This is a genomic window from Planctomicrobium stercoris (assembly GCF_051465655.1).
Taxonomy (GTDB): domain Bacteria; phylum Planctomycetota; class Planctomycetia; order Planctomycetales; family Planctomycetaceae; genus Planctomicrobium.
Genome location: NZ_CP195791.1, coordinates 5,724,682 through 5,746,242 on the forward strand (window position 1 = coordinate 5,724,682; position 21,561 = coordinate 5,746,242).

The following is a 21,561-nucleotide window of genomic DNA, read 5'->3' on the forward strand; positions in this document are numbered from 1 at the left end:
ACCGGAAAGTTCCAGATCTGGAACTTTCTCCGCTCGTTTTGAGTCTCGACGGACACTCCGCATCTCCACGGCATAAGTCTCCTCGCAGACGACGTGTTGTCGTCGCTGATGGAGACCCGCTGTGGCCGACGACCTCGACCAGTCGATCCGTGAGAACGCTGATGGGCCTGCCAAGGCCGCCGGCGATTCCGGCAGCATGGAGCAGCACAAGCTCTCCGAGCAGATTGCCGCGGATCGGTATCTCGCCTCGAAGCAGGCGGCGAAGTCCAAGCGCCTCGGTCTCCGGATCACGAAGATTGTTCCTCCGGGTTCCGAGTGACCATGCTGAGCTGGCTGCAACGCACTCTGTTTGCCTCCCAACCGGATGTCCGTCTGACGCGTCGGTCGGCACGGTTGCTGCGCGGAAAGTACGACTCGGCCCTGACGTCCAACAATAACCGGCGTCATTGGTCCAACGCGGATGGTCTGTCGGCCAATGCCGCCAACAGCCCGGAGGTCCGACGTATCCTGCGGAACCGTGCCCGCTACGAGGTGGCCAACAACAGTTATGCCCGCGGGATTGTGCTCACGCTGGCAAATGACATTGTCGGCACGGGTCCCCGGCTACAACTGCTCACCGAAGATGCTCAAGCCAACCGGCAGATCGAACTGGCCTTCAACCAGTGGGCCAAAGCAGTCGGCCTGGCAGAGAAACTTCGTACGTTGCGGATGGCTCAGACGCAGGATGGCGAAGCGTTCGCCGTTCTGATCAGCAATCCCCGTGTCGAAACTGATGTGCAGCTCGACCTGCGGCTCGTTGAAGCCGAACAGGTCACCACACCCGATCTGCGCTGGAACGATGCCCGCGCTATCGATGGCATCGTGTTCGATGCCGCCGGCAACCCGGTCGAATACCACGTGCTGCGGGAGCATCCCGGCGGCGGACACTCGTTCGTCAAAGACTACGACCGCATTCCGGCCGACGCCGTACTGCATCTGTTCCGCGTCGATCGCCCCGGGCAGAGTCGCGGTATTCCCGACATCACCCCGGCGCTGCCCCTGTTTGCGATGCTGCGGGACTATTCACTCGCCACGCTCGATGCGGCCAAAGCGGCTGCTTATTACGCCGGCATCATTTACACCGACGCGCCTCCGCACGGCGAAACCGATGCCGTCGAACCGCTCGATCCGATCGAGCTGGATCGCAACACGCTGCTGACCATGCCGGGCGGATGGAAGATGGCTCAGCTCCATGCGGAGCAGCCAACCGGAACTTATGCCGAGTTCAAACGGGAAGTTCTCAACGAGATCGCCCGTTGTCTGAACATGCCGTTTAACATCGCGGCCGGAAACAGCGCCTCTTACAACTACGCCTCCGGTCGTCTCGATCATCAGACTTACTTCAAGTCGATCCGCATCGACCAGTCGCGGATCGAAACGATCGTGCTCGACCGCATTCTGGCCGCCTGGTTCGACGAGGCGGTGCTGGTGGACGGCCTGCTGCCGTCCGGCCTCGGGCCGATAGCCGAATGGTCCCATCAATGGTTCTGGGATGGCCACGAACATGTGGATCCCCAGAAGGAAGCCAACGCCCAGGCGACGCGGCTCGCTTCGCACACCACCACGCTCGCGGATGAATACGCCCGCAAAGGCCAGGACTGGGAAGCCCAGCTCCGGCAGCGTGCCAAGGAACTCCAGTTGATGAGCGAGCTCGGTCTCGCCGTTGCTTCACCTACTTCTTCTGCTCCCACGGAGGACGACGCGGATGTCGACCAAGACGAAGAAACCCCGGTCAGCGCCGAATGATTCCCCCACGCTGCCCGCTCCCCTGAATCTCACCGCGACGGCCCACATCGAAGTGGAAGCCGGCGGCGACGGCGAAAGCACGGCGCTGCCCCGCTTCCAGATGGTGGCCTACACCGGCGGTGCCATGCGCATTGCCGGCTGGAAGTTTCCGGTGGTCATTGATCTGGCCGGAATGTCGATCCCCGCACAATCACGGCCGATCCGGTTCGGGCACGACCCGCTCTCGGGCGTCGGGCACACCGACTCGATTCGCGTTGAGCAGGGAAAGCTGATGGCTGCCGGCGTCGTGTCGCGAGACACGTCCGCTGCCCGCGAAGTGGTGGCCAGTTCGAAGAACGGATTCCCCTGGCAGGCCTCGGTCGGAGCCAGTGTGGAAGAGTTCGAGTTCATCAAGGCCCAGCAACAGGTGACCGTCAACGGTCGCCAGTACGCCGGGCCGATCAACGTCGTCCGCAAATCAACGCTGGGCGAGATCAGTTTTGTGGATCTCGGGGCGGACGGTGAGACCAGCGCCAGCGTGGCCGCCAGCGCGGCTCAGGAATCAGGAGACCCCGACGTGACGGATCATGACAACGATAACGACGAACCGAACACGCCGACGAGTCCGCCGGCCGCTCCCGTGGCCGCCAGTGCTGCGACCATAAGTGACATCCGAGCGGAAGCGGCGGCCGAGATCGAACGGATCGCTGCTGTTCGCCGCGTCTGTGCCGGTCGCCACCCGCAAATTGAAGCCCGCGCCATCCGGGAAGGCTGGGACTCGCAACGTACCGAACTGGAAGTGCTCCGCGCGACGCGGCCAACCGCTCCGGCGGCACATGTCCCGGACAACACGGTCAACGGAAACGTGCTGGAGGCTGCCTGTCTGCTCACAGCGAAGGCGTCCAACGTCGAGGACGCGTTTGATCCCCAGACACTCGATCTGGCCGCACGCCGGTTTCGCGGTGGGATCGGTCTGCAGGAACTGCTGCTCGAAGCGGCATGGGCCAACGGCTACACCGGTCGCAACTTCCGCGACAACCGGGAGGTCCTGCGATTCGCATTCGGTCGCGGCATCGAAGCGGCTGGATACTCGACCATCGACATCAGCGGCATCCTGTCGAGTGTCGCCAACAAGTTCCTGCTGGAAGGGTTCTTCAGTGTCGAGCGGACCTGGCGAAACATCTGCGCCGTTCGCAACGTGAGCGACTTCAAGACGGTCACCAGTTACCGGCTGATCGGCACCGATCAATACGAACTGGTTGCGCCCGGCGGAGAACTCAAGCAGGGAACGCTCGGCAGCGAGCAGTACACCAACAAGGCCGACACGTACGGTCTGATGCTGGCGATCGATCGGCGGGACATCATCAACGATGACCTCGGCGCGATCACGACCGTGCCTCGTAAACTGGGGCGAGGTTCCGGCCTGAAGATCAACGATGTGTTCTGGACGACGTTCCTCGCCAACACCTCATTCTTCACCGCCGGCAAAAACAACTCTCTGACCGGTGCTGACACGGCGCTGTCGATCGATGGTCTGACGAAGGCGGAGGTCGCCTTCATGGATCAGGTCGATTCCGACGGCAAACCGATCGGCATTCTGCCGGCCCTCATGCTGGTTCCGACGGCGCTCTCCGCGGTCGGGTCGCAGCTCTTCAAATCGATGGAGCTGCGGGACACGACCGCCAGCAACAAGTACCCGGTCTCCAACCCGCACCAGGGCAAGTTCCGCGTCGAGGTCAGCCGGTATCTGGCCAACTCCAGTTACACCGGCAACTCGGCCAAGGCGTGGTACCTGCTCGCCGATCCGACCGATCTGCCGGTGATCGAGGTCGCGTTCCTGAACGGTCAGGAGTCCCCCACGATCGAAACGGCCGACTCCTCGGCATCGACCCGCGCTTCCTGACGCTGCGGGAACTGGTCTGGATGGCGGAGGCCCGCAGCCATCACGACTGGAACCACACGGCGGCCGTCATGGCACTCCTGGCGAATTGCCACCGTGACCCCAAGAAACACAAGACCTTCAAACCGACCGACTTTCATCCCCATGCCCAACGCCACTCGGAACGGATGCCGACCGTTCCGGTCAGCGTGCTCAAACAGGTGTTCGTGGATCGGCAGACAGGGAAGTGATTGATGGCCACCGCATCTGGAATTCGTGCTGGTCGGGCCTTCGTAGAGCTGTTCGCCGATGACTCCAAGCTCGTGCGCGGACTGAACGCGGCCAAGAAGCGGCTGCAGGCGTTCGGCTCCTCGGTGCGGGCCATTGGAGCCCGGATGTTTGCCGCCGGCGCGTTGGTAGCCGGTCCGCTCTCGCTGGCGGTTAAAGCGGCCAGTGACATGGAAGAGACGATGAACAAGTTCAACGTTGTGTTTGGCGACAACGCTGATGCGATGAAAGCCTGGGGAGATCAGTTTGCCGGGCAAATGGGTCGCTCGAAGAAGCAGATCGCCGACTTTCTGGCCGGGACGCAGGACCTGTTGGTCCCGATCGGGTTCGAAGCGGGTGCCGCCCGCGAAATGAGTCAGCAGCTGACCGGTCTGGCAATCGATCTGGCCTCGTTCAACAACATGGCCGATGCCGATGTACTCCGCGATTTGCACGCAGCGCTCACCGGATCAGGCGAAGTGATGAAGAAATACGGCGTGCTGGTCAACGAGGCAGCCGTCAAACAGGAACTCCTCAACCAGGGAATCGACAAGAATAGTGCCAGTGAACAGCAGAAGGTGCTGGCGCGGCTGGCCATTATTCTTCGCGGCACGACGGCCGCACAGGGCGACGCCGCCCGGTCGGCCGGTTCGTTTGCCAATCAGATGAAGGCCCTCAAAGCAAAAATTGACGATGCGGCGGTCGAGATTGGTTCCGCTCTCCTCCCGGTCGTCACCCCGCTGGTCACGAAACTCGCCAGCGCTGTGCAGATCGTGGCGGACTGGATCAAACAGAACAGCGGTCTGGTCGTCGGCATCGCCAAGATCGCGGCGGTCGTGGCAGCCGCCGGTGTGGCGTTCATGGTGATCGGGACAGCTGTTTCCGGGTTTGGAGCCACGCTGGGAGCCATTGCGACAGTCATCACAACCATTGGCAGTGCCATCGGTCTGGTCGGTTCGATGATTGGAGCCCTGCTCTCGCCGATCGGGCTGGTGATCGCCGGCATTGCGGGTCTGGCCACTTACCTGTTGACCTCGACGCAGGCTGGGGGCGAAGCGCTCTCCTGGCTGGGGAACCGGTTCACGGCACTCAAAGATACAGCACTGGCCGCGTGGAAAGGGATTGGCGATGCGCTGGCTGCTGGGGATCTGGGACTGGCAGCCAAGATCCTATGGCTGACGCTCAAGATGGAATGGCAGAAGGGGGTCAACGCCCTCAATCAGGTCTGGGTCAAGGTGAAGGAGTTCTTCCTGGCCACCTGGACCGAAGCAGTGTTCGGAGCGGCAGCGATCGCCACCAACGCGTGGGCCGGACTGCAGACCGGCTGGACCGAGACCGTCGATGTGCTGCGCGATGCGTGGTCGATGTTCACGACGTTCATCGCCAAGAACTGGAACCGGGTGGTCGGATTCCTCAAGCAGGCGTGGCAGAAACTCAAGTCGCTGGTCACTGGTGAAGACTCGTCCACCGTGCAAAGTCAGATCGATTCCGAAACCGCCCGGATGAACCAGCAGCTTGATGATCAGCACAATCGCGACATCTTCGATCGCGAACAACAGCGTCGGTCCCGTCTTTCCGAAATCGAAGGCCAGCGGACTGGCACCCTGGCTGAACTCGATCGCCAACGGGAAGCCGAACACGATCGTCGCCGTGATCAGTTTGCCGGAGACCTTGAACAATCCGAGTCCGCGCTGGCCCAGGCGAGACGGGAATGGGAACAGGCGATCGAAATGGCGGCTCGTAAGCGGGATGAGTCGGCTGCTGACGATTCCGCACCTGATCGACTCAAGAAACCGGATGAACTCCTGCAGCAGCTGCAATCCCAGCTCAAAGGTGCGGGAGATCAACTGCAGCAAACGCAGGACAAGGTCAGCGTCAGTGGGACTTTCAATGCCGCTGCGGTCCGGGGACTTTCCGGGGTGGGTCCTGAGGAACGGACCGCGAAGGCAACCGAAGAGACCGCCAAGAACACCAAGCGGCTCCTGGATGAAGCCCGTTTCGGACCGGCATTTACCTGAGTCGGATGAGTAGCAATGCCGATCGAAGTCTTTGAAAAGTGGGATTCCCGCGAATCGATGATCTCCGAGAACTCCTCGATCGATCTGCGGTTCCTGATTCGCGGGACTGCTGATGATGCGGAAGCCCGCGATGCCCTGGTGGCTGCCTCCCCCGTGCTGTACGGCGGACTGATCCGGCAATCAGCCCATACGGAACGGATCGCCGAAGACGCGTGGGAAGGGACGGTCCGCTACGGGGTACAGGAACCAAAACAGGTCGGTGACTCCGCGTTCTCGTTCGATACGGGCGGGGGAACCCAGCATGTCACTCAGGCGCTGGCGACCGTCGGGGCGTACTCAGCCTCAGGACCAGCTCCCAACTTCCGAGGAGCGATCGGCGCCACACCCGATGGGGTCGAGGGAGTGGACATCACCGTCCCGGTCTACAACTTCGCTGAGACGCATTACCTCGCTTCCGACCTGGTGACGGAGGGTTACAAGTCCACGCTGTTTCATCTGACCGGCACGATCAACAACGGGTTCTTCCGCGGGTTCAGCGCAGGAGAAGTGCTGTTCCTGGGGGCGTCCGGATCCAAGCGGGGAGTTGAGGACTGGGAGATCACCTACCGGTTCGCAGCCAGTCCCAACGTCAGCGGACTGGTGGTCGGTTCAATCAGCGGAATCACCAAGCGGGGCTGGGACTACCTGTGGGTGCGGTACGAGGATGCGGAAGACACCGCTGCCCGGGTACTCGTGAAACGTCCCGTGGCGGTGTACGTCGAGCAGGTCTATCCGATGGGGAACTTTGGAGGTTTGGGGATCTGAGCTATGAGCGACCCATTCCAGAAGGTGCAACGTGGCGACCCACTCCGGATCCCAGCCGAGACGTTTAATACGCTCCTGGATGCCGCCCGGGATTACAAATCCCGCCAGCAGTCCACCCATCGAAGCCCGCTGACGGGTTCTCGCTCGACGGGCCAGACCCGGGTCCGGAACCAGACCGGCAGCGACCGGAACCTGTTCGAAGTGGTGCAGCTCGCTGGTCCCCTGATCGGTCCGGCTGCCAACCTTCCGGAGTATCTGCATCAGACGAGTTTCAGCGGCGTTCCCATTGAAGAGGAGGGGGAAGACCGGGTCGCCATTCTCCAGGAACCGTGTCCCGCCGGGGCGATCCGATCTGCGGTTCATGCGGGAGTGAGCATTGTCCGGCTCACGGGAAAGACCGGAAAATCCCGGGCCACGACAGTTCCCGGTGCCTATGCGCTCCGCTCCGGCAAGACCGGACCGTTCGTGATTCTGCACGATCCCGGACCGGAAGGGGAGGAACGGTATGCGGTGGTCCGGTTTGGAGATCTCCCGCAGAACGAAACCGTCCTGTTCGAGATCGAAGGCCTTTGCGGACCGGGGGGCGGAGGCGAAGAAGAAGACTGCGATTGTGGCCCAGGCTGCTTCTATTCCGTAGTGCTGTATGAATCGTGCGGGACACGGACGCCGGATCAGATTCGGGTGTACGACTTCGCGGGCTGTCATTTCGAAGGGGATCCCGAGGAACTGATCGGTCGCCGGGGGATCGCCATCAAACTGCAACATCACGGGAATCTGTTCGGTCTGGCAGGGGAACCCTGTTGCTGCTGGGTGGTCGTCTCCCTCTGTCCGCCCGGGGAAGATTCGTGGTGGGACTCTTCGGGGGATTCATCGGCGGACAGTTCCGGCGGGAGTTCCGGAGAAACGTCCGGTGCGACGTCGGAAGGGACCGGCAGTGGCGATGGCCCTTGGGAGACCGAAGAATCGGGAACAGACTCGGGGTCAGGCTCCGGTTCCGGAACGGAGGGTTCGGGATCAGGAACAGGATCTGGCTCGGATGACCAATCTGGAACCGGTGAAGGTCCCTGGGGGACCGACGAATCAAGTTCGGATTCGGGATCCGGCTCGGGGACTGGCACCGATGAGACCGGGAGTGGAACCGGAACAGGCTCGGGAACCGGCACCGATGATCAGACCGGCACCGGGACCGGTTGGCAACCACCCCCGCTCACCGAGGGGTCCGATTCCGGCAGCGGGAGCGGTAGTGGGACGGATGATCAGAGTGATGAGGATTCCGGGACCGGCTCCGGCAGCGGCGATGACTCGGGCACCGGTTCTGACGGAGATTCCCAGCCTCCGCCTCCGGGGACCGATCCGGGAACGGGCACCGGGGATGAGACCGGCACGGGCGGCGATTCCGAACCGGAGGATGGGACGGGTGATGGAACCGGCACCGGCGATGGCACAGGAACCGGTGGCACTGACGGCTCCGATGGGACTGGGGGCACTGATGACACGGGAGGCACCGGAGACACGGGCGGAACGGGTGACACCGGGGGGACCGGTGACAGTGAAGAACCGACCGGGCCGCTCGAGTGCCTCCGGCCTCAGCAGTTTCATCTGGCGCTCGGGACCGGCAGCGGCTGGGAAACCGTTCACATCCCGATGGCCCTCATCGAGCCGGGGGGCGCGCACGATGACCTGCTGAACAACTGGAGCGGGCCCGCCTACACCGATCTCTGGTACGGACAGCATGTCGTCTCCGAGTCCCAGGTCTGGCATGTGGTGTTCGGGGGACCGCATCCCTCGCAGCCCAGCCCGAATCCGAACAACATCCAGCAGTACGGCGTCCACGCCTGGATCACCACCAGCGAGGAGATTCCCAGTTCCGGTCCCGGCACAGGGACGGTCACCACCAACATCTCCACCCGGGGGGACTCGGTCTGCGAGGATTGCTGGTCAGCGGAATCAACCTACTTCTGCTGCAGTGCCTGGTTCTGGCGGAGAACGGTCGGAACGAGTGGACCCGGACACCGGCAACTCGTGTCCGTCTACCCCCCGGAGTCCGTCTCCCGGAATGCGTTCTGCGATTCCGGAAGCGATCCCGAAAACTGCTGCCAGGAACAGATCGCCAGCCTCGAACCCGGCGGCATCCCCTGGCCGTATGCGTTCAATTGTCAGGACTGCCCCGATCCCCTCCCGCTCTGCATCAATCCCGAGGACATGGGGTCCTATTACTATGGGGGGGATTCTCCACCGGTTTTCCATCCTCCCAAGATACTGACCGCGAGTATTACCTACCCACACGGAACGCAGGGGGGACTCTCGTTCTATGGAGTCCCGCTGGGGCAGACGATCGAAGTCAGCCTCCAGTTCGGCGATTGGATGCTGAACGGCTATCAATCGCTGTGGAGCTTTCGGGGCTGGCTCGGATCGTGGTACGGCCCCCCCGATGGGGAACCGCCGCAGGGACCGTTTCGGTTCGGGATCAGCGGTTGTTCCGGCGGCTACCGGGGGTATTTCAATGCCAGTCGAGGAGTCTGGGACTACGGGGACTATTACTACTATTACGACCCAATTCTGATCGACCCCTGTCAGCCGACCGGCGGGTTCGACAACTTTCTGGGGTTCTCCAACCAGCAACGGTCGTGCGATCCGTTCCTGCTCACCGGCAGTCTGCAGCGGACCACCGGTCAGTTCGGCCGTCTGGACTTCGTGGTAACGGAGTGATGGGAGGCCGGAGACCGAAGGCTGGAGACGGAAGGAAATGTCTTCGACCCACATTGTCACCCAGTCTTTCATGAACTCATTGACTGCACCTCTGTTTTGCTTCCTCCAGTCTCACGCCTTCAGCCGAAAGCTTCCCTCCCATGGCGCTCATCACCGACAACCTCTGCTTCTTTCACATGCCCAAGACCGGCGGTCTGTGGATCCGATCGGTCCTGAAATCGACATTTCCCGAGACTCGGGAACGGGGGCATGTGCATGCTCCCCCGGATGAGGTTCCGCTTCGAATTGAACAGCCGTTGCTGCGGTTCTGTTTCGTGCGGAATCCCCTCGCCTGGTTTCCGAGCCTGTGGTCCCACAAACAGCGAGTCGATCCCCAATGGCTGCGGCCGTTCGCTTCCCACACCGTCCTCCGCGGGCGATTGCTGCTCGATCTGGGACAGACAGCAGAGTCTTTTTCACAGTTCATGGACCGGTATCTCGATCTGGGAATTCCGATCCTGAGTGAAGAATTTCAGCGGTACAGCCGGGGCTGCGACCGGATCGGCCGGTTCGAATCGCTCGAACAGGATCTGCGCACGATCTGCGCGGAGGCTGGCCTGCCGCTCCCGGAACGTCTCCCGCCCGCGGTGAACAGTTCGCCCCTGGAACATTTGGCAGAGTGTGTCTGGACTCCCGAGCAGATCGATCGGCTGCGGGAACTGGAACGCGGAACATTCGAACGGTTCGGATATGGAACATCCGGGGAATCCAGAGACCGGACCCTCCAGGAAAGGACTCTCGATCATGCTCATTAACCCCGTACCGGTGCTCCCATCTCCTGATCCCGACTCGCAGCCTCTTCTGCAGTTGACGGGTCGTCCGCTGAAAATCGCGGCGGGAGAGACACCGCTCCCAGTGGAGAAGGTTCGTCAGTACCGGGAACGGTTCGCTGACCGGGGCTACCTCCTTCCCGAATGGGATGAGACCCGCAGCCCAGCGGCATCTCCCGAGGAGCCCCCCGTTCCCGCGCATGGTCCCGGAACAGAACTCAAGAAATTGATCGACCTGCTCAAACTCCCTCCCAAGAGTGGCTGTTCGTGCAATTCTTTGCGAACCACGATGGACCGGCTGGGAGTGGCCGGCTGCCGCAAACACCGGGACCGGTTGATCTCGCAGTTGCAGGCGAACTACAAGCTGTTCGACTGGAAGGAGAAGCTGGCGGCGGGCATGCAGGCGGTGATCTCCGGTCTGGCGTTCCGAATCGACCTGACCGATCCAATCCCCGCCCTGTTCGATGAAGCCGTGCGGCGTGCCGAACAGTCCGAAGACCAGAAGGGGGAATTGGAAAGGCTTCAAACAGCAGACACCGAACTCCCTTCTTCCGCCGTCAGTCTCCCGCCTGCGGTCTCATCTCCCCATCCCCTCGCGAAATCGGTCACCCGGTTCATCGTCGGCATCACCTCCGCTCCCCGGAAGTCTCCCACGCTGGCCCGCTGTGTGGAATCGGTCATCGCAGCCGGTTTCGCGCCGACCGTCTATGCCGAACCGGGAACTGATGTGGGGGGACTTCCCTGCCCGGTGGTGGTCCGCCCCGAACGACTCGGTTGCTGGCGGAACTATGTGCAGACGCTGCGGGATCTGCTGGCGGCTGATCCTTTGGCCCAGGCGGTGGTCATTTTCCAGGATGACATCATCATCGCCCGCGAAACCCGGGAGTTCCTGGAGCATGACCTCTGGCCCAGCGACCGGGTTGGTGCAGTCTCGCTCTATTCCCCCGACTTCAACCGGTATGAACTTCGCCGGCCGCAGGGGTTCAACCGGGTGCAGAGCAAGTGGATCATGGGGGCCTGCGCGATGGTCTATCCCCGCGCTGTTGCGGAATCCCTCGCCCGGCACACAGACTGGCGCGGCGGGGCAAAGTCCGTCATCGAAGATCCCGTCAAAAAGAAAGCGGTCGACACCTGGATCGGGCACGTTCTGCACGCCGAGAAGAAGCACATCTACTATCCGAACCCGTCGCTCTGTCAGCACATCGCCAAAACCTCCTCCATCGGGCATGGGGGAAACAACTCCCTGCGGAAGGGTCGGCACTTTCGACGATCGGGCAAGTTCGCCGGGGAGGAGACCACGCCGTTCGAACTGTTCACCAATAGCCTACCTTACGTCCGGTACGACAGCGAGGGGAGCATGCGACTGGCGGAACCGCTCTCCGTGATCATCCCCGCCTGGAACTGCTTTGACCTCACCCAGAAATGCCTCACCGAACTGGCTGAAAATGCAGGTGTCTCCCCGCTGGATGTCATCTACATCGACAACGGCAGTGATGCGGGGGTGGTCGATCAGGTGCGGAACCTGGCAGAGAAGCTTGCGCTACCGCTCCGCACGGTCGAGTTCCCAGAAAACCGGGGGTTCGCCATCGCAGTCAACGCGGGACTGGAAATTGCAACAGGTCATGTCCTGCTGCTGAACAATGACTGCTACGTCCACAAAGGCTGCCTGCCCGCCCTGCTGCGGCATCTGCTCAGCGATGACCGGGTCGCCAGCGTCGGACCTCTCACCGCCGATCAGGGATCACAGTCCATCAAACGGCATCGGGACATGGCGAAGCAGAAAGGAAAACGGAAATCACTGGAACGCAACATGGTCGCGGGGTTCTGCCAGTTGAAACGGAAAGAAGCGATCGCCCAGATCGGACTGCTCGATGAGAACCTGCCACACGGCCTGGGGACCGATGATGACTGGTGCCACCGCGCCCGGGCTACTGGTTGGAAGATCCTGCTGGCGCTCGATGCATTCGCCGACCACGATCACAAGTCAACGTTCCACAGAAGCGGCCAGGATCGTCGGCAGCTTCAACTTTCTGCCCGAGAGTACCTGCGGGAAAAGGGAGTGTTGTGACTGTCGACCTGATTTGTGCTGATTCATGGCTCTGCAATGCTGGTGATGTCGCTTCCGCACTGGCGACCGCCAACGGCCTGGCCGAGCGCGGAGTTCCGGTCTGTCGAGTCCCAGATTATCGAGGACGCCAGACAATCATCGGTGGTGGGGATCTGCTCGGCGCCGGTCCCAACGCGGACCTGTTTTGCCCACGCGGGCCGCACTCCCTCAACGCGGTCAGTGTCCGGGCCGATCCCGGAGACCTCTCGTATCTGCAGGATTACCGCTATCTCTCGTTCCGGGATCACACTTCTGTCGAGAAGGCGGGCCTGACCAATGTGCACGTTGTCCCCTGTCCGACCGTGTTGCTCTCCCCGCTTCCCTGGAACGTCGCCTGTGCCGTGCCTCGCTGGGGTCATCTGCAACACCATCGTCCGAAGAACTATGTCGTGATCCACGCCCGCGCGGAACTGAGCGGACTGGCCAACGGTTGCCCGGATGCAGTGATCGCCGTCGAGCCCGCGCCCTATTGCTGGCACCCCTGGGAGGCGAAAGGGTGGCGATTGCCGATGACGCACAGCCCGGAACTGATCCTCACCGTGATCGCTGGCGCGAAAGCGGTTATCACCCTCAGCCTGCATCTCTCGATTCTGGCCTGCGCCGTTGGCACTCCTTTTTGTGTCCCTCTCCGGGGAAACCCACAACAGTCCGCCAAGGTCGCGGCCTACTGGCAGAGAGCGGGGCTTCCCGAAGTGGTCTATGATGGTGACCGCCCAGTGCGGCATGCCCTCAGACTGCAGAAGCGGATCGGCCAGGTGCGAAAAACTGAAATGGTTGCTGCAAAAGGGCATCTGGATCGGCTGGCGGCGGCCATCGCACCCGCTTGAGTGCATTCGGACACGGCCCGCGTTCATGAACCTAGACTAGACCAGCAGAGTTGTATGGGAGGAGTTCGAATCGAGCGATTGTGGCCTGAAGCGATGGAATGACTGGAGGCTCCGCCAAAACCCTTAGGTTGCTGAACGGATTGGCCTGCAAGTTGCATTCCTGTGTCTTCCGAAAGGAGGGCACAGCCCATGTTGACGCCTGCGTCGTTCCCTTCGCTGGAACAATACGACGTGGCGTCCAGGACGGATGACCGCAAGCAACTCTCGGACGAGCAATGGCTTCTGATTGCAGACCTGTTTCCCTGGCAGCCTCCCGCAGAGTTCGGCGGGCGGCCCGTCGTCCCCCCCCGGGCGGTGCTGGAAGCGTTGTTATGGTTACTCAGAATCGGCGGCCGTTGGCAAGATTTACCAGACTGGGCTCCCTCCGAGTCCACCTGCCGGCGGCGCCTGCGAAAGTGGGTGGAGTCCGGCCTGCTCACCGAGGTCTGGGCTCGATTGATCGACCTGTCGAACGAACTGGGAGAGATCGACTGGGAGCACCTGATCGCCGACGGAACCTTCTGTCGAGCGAAAAAGGGGGGGATTTCGTGGGGTACGGCCACAAGGGGAACGGCACGACTGCCATGGTGCTCATGGATGGCGACCGCACCCCCTTGGGCGTGTTGATCACGGCCGCCAACGAGAGCGAAGTCAATCACATTGAGCGACTGCTGGAGACGTCGGTGATCCCGTTGCCCGAAGAGAACCGGCTGATCTATGACGGTGCCGCCGATAGCGACCCGCTGCGCGAGCGGCTGGCCGCACAGGGCGTGGAACTGATCTGTCCCCATCGCTGCAATCGGGTGAAACCAGCCACGCAGGACGGGCGCAAGCTGCGTCGCCGACGGCACCGCTGGAAAATCGAACGCACGAACGCCTGGCTGCAATGCTATGGCCGCATCGCCATCCGCAAAGATCGCCTGGGCGTGATGTTCCTGGGCTGGGCTCAACTGGCCTGCCTGTTCACAGTACTGAAGAGGTTTTGACGGAGGCTCTGGCCATTTCGACGGAATCTGACCAGGCCATTCTCAGTCCTTCGACTTCCAATGCCGTCCCGCGTGAGATGTGACTTCAGGAAGGATATGATGCCTACAGGGGATTTGCGGGCGATGACACGCCCCGCGAGCCGATAACCAAAGAAACACAAATGGTGCAATCCGACGGAATACGCTGGACCTGGAGCTGGCGGCTCCCGGTTCATAGGTGGTGATATGAAAGCTGAAATCCTGAAAAGACTGGTTCGGGCCATTGCGGCGGGGTCGCAGGATGACCTGGATCGGCTGGCAGGTTTGATCGTCGAGACCGAGCGAAAGAGCGGTCATTCCCGTCTCGCACGCGAATTGGAGTCGATCCTCGAGGACAAGCCGAAGGGGAAGCGTTCGGGTCGAACCGGAATCGATTCCGATCGTGCCATTCGTGAGCTGCCGATCAGTCGGCGGCATCACGAAATGCTTGTGAGCTTCATCCCACATGATGCTCTGGAGCACCACATCGTGCTGCGTCGTGACGTGGAGGATCGCTTCGATCGAATCGAAAAGGAGTTCGCTGCACGAGAACGGCTTTCGGCCTACGGGCTGAATCCTCGAAAGAAGGTTCTTCTGTATGGCCCTCCCGGCTGCGGAAAAACACTGGGTGCAAAACGAATCGCATGGAACACCGGGCTGCCCTTGATGAAGGTCCGGTTTGATGCCTTGGTTTCTTCTTACTTCGGCGAGTCAGCCTCAAACCTGCGAGCAGTGTTTGACGCCGCCCGAGAGCAGCCATGCGTCTTGCTTCTTGATGAATGCGACTTCATTGCGCGTTCGCGTGTAGCGTCCAAAGATATCGGCGAAGTCGCTCGGATCGTCAATACACTGCTGCAACTGATGGAAGAGTACGATGCCCCCGGCCTGCTTGTGGCGACGACGAATATTGAGGCGTCACTCGATGAGGCTCTTTTCCGGCGGTTTGACGACGTTTTTCAAGTGCCGCCACCCGGGAAGGAAGAAATCGGAAAGCTTCTTACATTGACGCTTTCAAGTGTTGAACAGTCTAATTTGATCAACTGGGACAAGATCATCGCTGAGCTTGAAGGTGTGTCTGCTGCCTATGTTGTGCGCGTCGCACAGGCAGCCGCCAAGACAGCCGTCCTTTGTGGAAAACGTGTTGTCGAGCAACAACACTTTGACGCCGCAATTCGGGAAGTGAAGCGGCCGGATGGGAACGTCTGACGAAGTAGGAATCAATGCCGAACGGACACAATTTTCAGCACCTACCATTACTTCGTCGAGAACGTGGGCCAGCCCAGTTGGGACGCCCCCCACATGCGTCGCAGGTGACGCAAGCCAATCGGGCCAATCGAACGGCGCACAGCAGCGGCCTGAGTGGTAGTTCGTCCACGGTCGTCAGCCATCGCAAGTCAGCCGACGCGAACAGGGCAGCGGAATCGCTTCCTACTTTGCCCGCTGGGATTCCGCTTTTACTTCAGGTCGACACGAGCCTCGATCTGGACAAGCTCCGTCACCACTTCGACTTTGAAATTGTGGCAGAGGAGGAAGACGGATACGTCATTGTGGCCAGCGCGGATATTGACCTTACGAAATTCACGAATGCAGTCAGTGGCTTTGCCAGTTCAACCCACGGTACCGGAATCATCGCCAGCGTTCATCGTCTCGACGACGACCCGGACCAATCTCAGCGGCTTCAACTGATTCTTTCAGAAGCCTTATTCGATTCGTGGCCAACGATCGACGACAACACGACTTTTCAGGTCGACATCGGGGTCACCTGCTTGGGCACAGGGCAGATTCCGAACGAACCCAAACGCCAGAAACGCGAATCAGACGCCGACTTTGCACGACGAAACAGCCAGTGGGCGAATGCGCGCATAGAGGTTTACGACACTTGGTACGACCTGCAGGATGAGCGGATCGGAGAAGTGCGCCGAATTATCGTGGAAGGTTACGGCGGTTCAATCGACAGCATCACGCACGATGAACCAGCGGTCTCGCTTCCCGACAGTTTCACCATGCGAGTGCAAGTCAGCGGGAAAGGCCTGAAAGACTTTGTTCTCAACTATCCGTACCTGTTTGAAGTGGTCGAACCGGACGATGTCTTCATACCAGAGAGCAAGCCGACTCCGGGGCCGGAAGAGCGGCTTGTTCCCCCAACTCCACCCGATGATGATGCTCCGGCCGTCTGCGTGATTGATAGCGGGATTCAGGAAGAGCATGTGCTTCTTGAGCCAGCCGTCGACAAAGCTTCGTCATTCTGTTTTCTGCCGCCGCCGGAGTCATCGACCGATATTGCCGATCACGTGCGACCTGCAGGACACGGAACTCGCGTCGCAGGTGCCGTGCTCTATGGAGAGAGTGTTCAGCGCGACGATTTTTTTCAGCTGCCCTTCTGGATTCAAAATGCGCGAGTTCTGGATTCCGCAGCATACATGCCGAAATCCATGCTGCCGGCCGCCTTGATACGAGCAGTCGTGCTTCGATATCACAATGGCCCACGCAATACTCGCATTTTCAATCACTCCATCAACGCCGACAGTCATTGTAGACTGCGGCACATGTCGGCCTGGGCAGCCGAAATCGATATGCTGTCGAACGAACTCGACGTTCTTGTCGTCCAGACAGTGGGTAACCTGCGCGAGCGAGCGACTGTTCCCAGCTCGGGGATTCTCGATCACCTGGATGCGGGTCGTCCGTATCCGGATTATCTCATGGAGAGTTCCTCGCGAGTCGCAAATCCGGGGCAAAGTCTACAGGCTCTGACGGTGGGGTCCGTCGCGTACCAAATGTATGAGTCCGCCGGCTGGCGAAGTTTCGCATCCCAGCCAGGTCATCCCTCAAGCTTCAGTCGATCAGGCCTTGGCATCTGGGATGTCATCAAGCCAGAAGTTGTCGAGTTTGGCGGCGACAACCTCAGATCACCCGGATCTCCGACATTGCTGGGCACGCCCACCGAAGGACGGGATTGCTATCCGGAACTTGTTCGATCGACAATGTATCCTCCAGGACCATCGATCGATCGAGCTGAAATAGGCACATCTTTCGCCGCCCCCAAAGTCACGCACATCGGAGCGCAACTTCAGCGAGTGCTACCGGACGAACCATGCCTTCTTTATCGAGCGTTGATCGTGCAGTCAGCTCGCTGGCCGGAATGGACACAATCAAGCGGCGTTGACACCAATCTGGTGATCCGAACCATCGGATACGGCATTCCGAATCTGGAACGGGCCACAACAAATACAGATTACCGCACGACACTGATCACATCGGGTGAGGCAGGCCTCAAAGCCGGTGATTGCGATCTGTATCAGGTGCCGATTCCCGAATCGATGCGTCGACAAGCCGATGACTTTGACATTCTGATTGAGGTGACATTGTCTTACGTCGCGGAACCTCGCAGAACGCGACGGAATCTACGGCGGTACCTGTCAACGTGGGTCGACTGGAAGAGCAGTAAACTCGGTGAGTCGCTATCTTCATTTCGCGCGCGGGTGTTGAAGCAGGAAGAAGCCGAAGAGAACGCTGCGACTGGTGACACGTTGCGTTGGACGCTCGCGACTCGATCGGATCATGGAGACGTCGAGGGAGCAAAACGCAACTCAGGTACCGTTCAGAAGGATTGGGCCGTCGTCAAGTCGTTTCAACTACCGGAGAGCTTCTGCATTGCCGTCATGGGACATCAGGGCTGGAACAAGGATCCCGATTCAGAGGCGAAATATTCGCTTGCCGTGAGCTTTGAAGTCATTGGCCGAGAAATTCCGATTTATGATGATTTGCGAGTCGCGGTCGAAGAACTGCAATCTGAGTTGGAGGCAGAAGCCGAAGTGGAAGTGGATGTCGAGTAGAGGGTTCCCTGTTTAATCACGCACTCACCCGTTGCCATGGGTCTGGTCCGGAGAATCCTCCGCGAGATTCCGTGCCTCAACCAGCTTCTGAAATTCCGTCAGGATCTCCGGGTGGTTGCGCGACAGGAATCGCAGGACGCGCGCATTGTCGAGCAGTTTTTTCAGGTAGCCCACGACGATCACCAGGTTGAGCACGTTCTTGCCGTGGGATTCCTCAATCGTCTTGAAGTCTCGCTCGAGCCCCTCCATCTCATGCTCGATCCGGGCGATGTCCTCTGCAGAGAGCCCGCGGATTTCTTTTTTCTGCTCGTCGTCCACCAGTTGGGCCTGCGGCGTGGCTGCCAGCAGGCACTTTGCATACGCCACCGAGAAATTCCACGACGCGATCATCAGCTCGGCCATTTCGATCTGACGCAGCGGTTTCACCTTCCGCATCTCGCGGATCGCACCGCCGCCGATTTTCTTGGTCTTCAACAGTTCAACGGCTTCTGGACAGATCCCTTCCAGTAGGTCGCGTTTTTTGCGGATGCTGGCGACATCGACGTTGAGGCTTGTGGCGATGCGCTGTTCGGAGGCTCCCTTCTTGATCGCGCGAGTGATCATGAAATGTTCCTGGATCGCCGAGAGCCGGTTGACCTTATGGTTGTACGTGAACGCTTCGTCGTCCGTGGCAACGAGGCACTCGACCGTCTGTGCTCCGGCATCACGAACGATCTGGAACCGAATGTGGCCATCAAGCAACATGTAGACGCCACGTTGTCCCTGCTGCGGATAGACCACCAACGGTTCAATAATCCCAATTTCCCGGATCGAAGCCGCGATGCACTGGTACTTGGGCGACTTTCGGATCGTCGGGCTGAGATGCTTCAACGGCAGGATGGATGCGACGGACAGGGATTCGATTCCCGGCTGGCAAGCGAGTGAAATTTTTCGGCTCACAGGGCACCTCCTGCATCATTGACTTGCGTGACGAGGTAGTGCGGCAGCGTGTGGAGTGACTCGGCCCGTAACAGGTTGACGAAGTTTTCATCACTCAGGAGTTGCTTGAGCGCGGAAACTGCGAACAGCAGGCGGGTCTCGCCGATCTTGGCTTTCTGGATGACCATCCGCTGTCGCATCGTCTCTTGCTGATAAGTACGGAGCAGATCGTCGGAAGACACCTTTTTCTCCGCCTGAGGTGCCTGGGAGTGACCGGACTTGCCATCGAGCCGGCGTTTCTCGATCAGCCTTCGAGCGGAGATCAGCTGCTTCCCTCGGAGGTCATTGCTTTCATAGGCTTCCGCCAACGCCTTCTGAATGGCTTTGTCATCGGAGCGGGAGATCGTGATGGCGATCGTGATCGGAATCTGCCCGGACTCAACAGCCGCCACCAGCCGTTCTTCCCCCTTCTTCAGCAGCTGGAGAATGCCCTGGACGTACCGCGCCGTGAGGTCTGTCTTCTCGGCGATCTGCGAGAAGCTGTACCCGCGCTCGCTCAAATTGCGAATCTCTCCGACGAGTTCCACAGGAGAGTGCTGCCGGCGGGCGAGATTCTCCGCCAGACTCATCAACAGGAAGTCTTCGCGTGTCCCGTTAATAACGACGGCGGGGATCTCCTTTTCGCCCAGCGCCATGAAGGCTTCGAGCCGTCCCTGTCCGCACACGAGCAGGTAGTCAGTCTCCACAATACCGTTTTCGTTCCGGGCGACTGTGATGGGGCGCTTCAATCCCAGTTTGGCGATGTTGTCCACGATCTGTTTGAACTTCTGCTTGCCGCGCACGCGCGGGTTCAGCACGGTGATCTGATCCACGGGAATCATGTGGACGTTCTGGTCTTCTCTGTCGATCATGCAGCCACCTCCAACCCGTCGCGGGCGGCAAGCTGTGCGAAGTAGTCGAGCGAGTCGAAACGGTAGGTGTCGAGGAACGCTCCGTTTGATTCGCACAACAGAAAGGTTGGCGAATCAATATCCATGATGGGAAGAAAGTAGAAGTCTGATGAGTCCTGATTCGTGGGGTCCATGCGGATGAGGATCGTGATGTCGGGGGCCAGGCGTTGATCGATTCTGACATACCAGCGGAGCGAACCGACCGCTGTCTCACGGCAGCGAGATAGGACGACTGATGCGCTGTATTCTCCATTGATCATGAGGAATCCCGATCCGAGATCGTGGCTGACCGTCGCTCCCACAGTTCCCAGTCGGTCTACGAGGTCGTCCAGATAATGCGGACGCAGAGAGCGAAGTTGTCGATTGATGTCGATGTAACTGTAATCCCGGTCCGGCGTGTGACCGGCAAGGCGGTACGCTTCGACCAGGCTTCCGAAACGAGTGCGATAGGCGGCACTCGAGGGGAGGCCGTCAGCAGCATCGATCAAAGAGGCAGAGATGGTCGCGTTCTGATCAACCAGCGACCGCAACCGTATGAGCATCTCCTCATTCGAGAATCGTCGGTTGCGCTCGAGAAAGATGCCTCGCGCCATGTAAAACAGATCCGGCGGCACGATCGAGTCGAAAGCTCCATCCTTCCGGACCCACATGTCCGGAGAATTCTGGACGTGCTTTTTCTTCAGCTTAAATGACGTTCGATTGTAGACATTGTTGCCAATGTATTTTTCGTTGCTCAGGACCTCGCGGACGGTGCCGCGGGTCCAGGGACGGCCAAGGTCGGTCGAGACGCCGCGGGAATTGAGCAACTCGGCAATCTGCGATTCCTGTTTCCCATCCTGGGTGAAAAGCCGGTACATCCAGTGAACCGTTTCCACTTCCTCCGGCGGGCCAGGGACCAGGACGACACGATCGGTCTGAATGCTTTTGCATTCCCCGCGATTGAGAGCCGACTTTGGCTGGCCGGTATGATCGATCAGCATCCTGCGGAGACCGAAGCCTGCCGTTCCGCCCTGGCGATAGCCAAGTTCGATCAGACGGCACTGGCCCTGAAAGACCTTCGTCGAGAGTTCCCGGCTGTATTCGCCCGCCATCGCCCGCTTGACGCTCTTGATGATCGTCGATGTGGGACGCCCGTCGTTCTCAAACTGTTCCGCGCAGTAATGCACATCGATCCCGGCCCGCTTGCACAGGTACTCGTAGTACGCACTTTCGTCGGCGTCCTGAAACCGTCCCCAACGACTTACGTCGTAGACGAGAATTGCCGAGTAATCGGCGTTCCCACTTTCAACGTCCTCGATCAGTCGTTTCAGAGATTCCCGGCCCTCAACTCGCAGGCCGCTCTTTCCCTCGTCAGCGTACGTTCTGACGATCTCGAAGCCGCGGCGGGCTGCGTAGTCACAAATCATGTCACCCTGATTGGCGGTCGAGTACTGCTGGTGTTCGGTCGACATGCGGATGTACTGGGCGGCGCGAACCGGCGGTGTCGCGGAGGGGGCGTTTGTCGGATGGTCCATGTTTCATCAACTCCACATTTTCTGCAGCCTCCCTGCCGTACTGTGAGTGAAATGGGGCACGTTACACATGATGCGTTTCCCGTTGATGTGAGAAGTCTGTCACGCCGCTGTTTGATTCG

17 protein-coding genes are annotated in these 21,561 nt (G+C 60.1%); 14 read left to right on the forward strand and 3 right to left on the reverse strand.

Translation table 11 applies throughout. The features are described 5' to 3' along the window. Positions 1-121 precede the first annotated feature (121 nt). The 14 genes from SH661x_RS23220 (at position 122) to SH661x_RS23285 (ending at position 18,060) form a co-directional block, all read left to right on the forward strand. Complete coding sequence (locus SH661x_RS23220; RefSeq protein WP_437226548.1) at positions 122-319, forward strand: hypothetical protein; 198 nt, start codon at positions 122-124, stop codon at positions 317-319. A 2-nt stretch (positions 320-321) separates the two neighbouring features. Beyond that, positions 322-1,785, forward strand: coding sequence for a phage portal protein (locus SH661x_RS23225; protein WP_437226550.1), 1,464 nt, complete (start codon positions 322-324; stop codon positions 1,783-1,785). Continuing rightward, positions 1,745-3,667 carry a phage major capsid protein gene (locus SH661x_RS23230; protein ID WP_437226551.1) on the forward strand — a complete coding sequence of 641 codons (1,923 nt, stop codon included), beginning with the start codon at positions 1,745-1,747 and terminating at the stop codon, positions 3,665-3,667. Before SH661x_RS23225 ends, SH661x_RS23230 begins: the two co-directional genes overlap by 41 nt. Positions 3,668-3,687: 20 nt before the next feature. Next, on the forward strand, positions 3,688-3,894 hold the full coding sequence (locus SH661x_RS23235) for a hypothetical protein (RefSeq protein ID WP_437226553.1): 207 nt from the start codon (positions 3,688-3,690) through the stop codon (positions 3,892-3,894). 3 nt (positions 3,895-3,897) lie between these two features. Continuing rightward, complete coding sequence (locus SH661x_RS23240) at positions 3,898-5,928, forward strand: phage tail tape measure protein (protein WP_437226555.1); 2,031 nt, start codon at positions 3,898-3,900, stop codon at positions 5,926-5,928. A gap of 15 nt (positions 5,929-5,943) precedes the next feature. After that, positions 5,944-6,732: a hypothetical protein gene (locus tag SH661x_RS23245; protein WP_437226557.1), complete on the forward strand. Its 789-nt coding sequence runs from the start codon at positions 5,944-5,946 to the stop codon at positions 6,730-6,732. 3 nt (positions 6,733-6,735) lie between these two features. After that, complete coding sequence (locus SH661x_RS23250) at positions 6,736-9,441, forward strand: hypothetical protein (protein WP_437226559.1); 2,706 nt, start codon at positions 6,736-6,738, stop codon at positions 9,439-9,441. A gap of 140 nt (positions 9,442-9,581) precedes the next feature. Then, entirely contained in the window at positions 9,582-10,235 is a 654-nt protein-coding gene (locus SH661x_RS23255) for a hypothetical protein (RefSeq protein WP_437226561.1), read from the forward strand. Further along, positions 10,225-12,318: a glycosyltransferase family 2 protein gene (locus tag SH661x_RS23260; protein WP_437226563.1), complete on the forward strand. Its 2,094-nt coding sequence runs from the start codon at positions 10,225-10,227 to the stop codon at positions 12,316-12,318. Before SH661x_RS23255 ends, SH661x_RS23260 begins: the two co-directional genes overlap by 11 nt. Then, positions 12,315-13,184 carry a polysaccharide pyruvyl transferase family protein gene (locus SH661x_RS23265; RefSeq protein WP_437226565.1) on the forward strand — a complete coding sequence of 290 codons (870 nt, stop codon included), beginning with the start codon at positions 12,315-12,317 and terminating at the stop codon, positions 13,182-13,184. Before SH661x_RS23260 ends, SH661x_RS23265 begins: the two co-directional genes overlap by 4 nt. Positions 13,185-13,373: 189 nt before the next feature. Continuing rightward, on the forward strand, positions 13,374-13,850 hold the full coding sequence (locus SH661x_RS23270; RefSeq protein ID WP_437226567.1) for a transposase: 477 nt from the start codon (positions 13,374-13,376) through the stop codon (positions 13,848-13,850). After that, positions 13,817-14,209, forward strand: coding sequence for a transposase (locus SH661x_RS23275; protein WP_437226569.1), 393 nt, complete (start codon positions 13,817-13,819; stop codon positions 14,207-14,209). The genes SH661x_RS23270 and SH661x_RS23275 overlap by 34 nt, the downstream gene beginning before the upstream one ends. Positions 14,210-14,677: 468 nt before the next feature. Continuing rightward, on the forward strand, positions 14,678-15,433 hold the full coding sequence (locus tag SH661x_RS23280) for an AAA family ATPase (RefSeq protein WP_437226571.1): 756 nt from the start codon (positions 14,678-14,680) through the stop codon (positions 15,431-15,433). A gap of 104 nt (positions 15,434-15,537) precedes the next feature. Then, on the forward strand, positions 15,538-18,060 hold the full coding sequence (locus SH661x_RS23285) for a S8 family peptidase (protein WP_437226573.1): 2,523 nt from the start codon (positions 15,538-15,540) through the stop codon (positions 18,058-18,060). A 24-nt stretch (positions 18,061-18,084) separates the two neighbouring features. Here SH661x_RS23285 and SH661x_RS23290 read toward each other — a convergent pair whose 3' ends face one another. From SH661x_RS23290 to SH661x_RS23300, 3 genes are read right to left on the reverse strand one after another with little or no spacing between them, the layout of a single operon-like run. Next, the gene (locus SH661x_RS23290) at positions 18,085-18,999 is read right to left on the reverse strand and encodes a plasmid partitioning protein RepB C-terminal domain-containing protein (RefSeq protein WP_437226575.1); all 915 of its coding nucleotides are present in this window, start codon (positions 18,997-18,999) and stop codon (positions 18,085-18,087) included. After that, entirely contained in the window at positions 18,996-19,889 is an 894-nt protein-coding gene (locus tag SH661x_RS23295; protein WP_437226577.1) for a plasmid partitioning protein RepB C-terminal domain-containing protein, read from the reverse strand. The genes SH661x_RS23290 and SH661x_RS23295 overlap by 4 nt, the downstream gene beginning before the upstream one ends. Next, on the reverse strand, positions 19,886-21,442 hold the full coding sequence (locus SH661x_RS23300; protein WP_437226579.1) for a recombinase family protein: 1,557 nt from the start codon (positions 21,440-21,442) through the stop codon (positions 19,886-19,888). Before SH661x_RS23300 ends, SH661x_RS23295 begins: the two co-directional genes overlap by 4 nt. Positions 21,443-21,561: the final 119 nt, after the last annotated feature.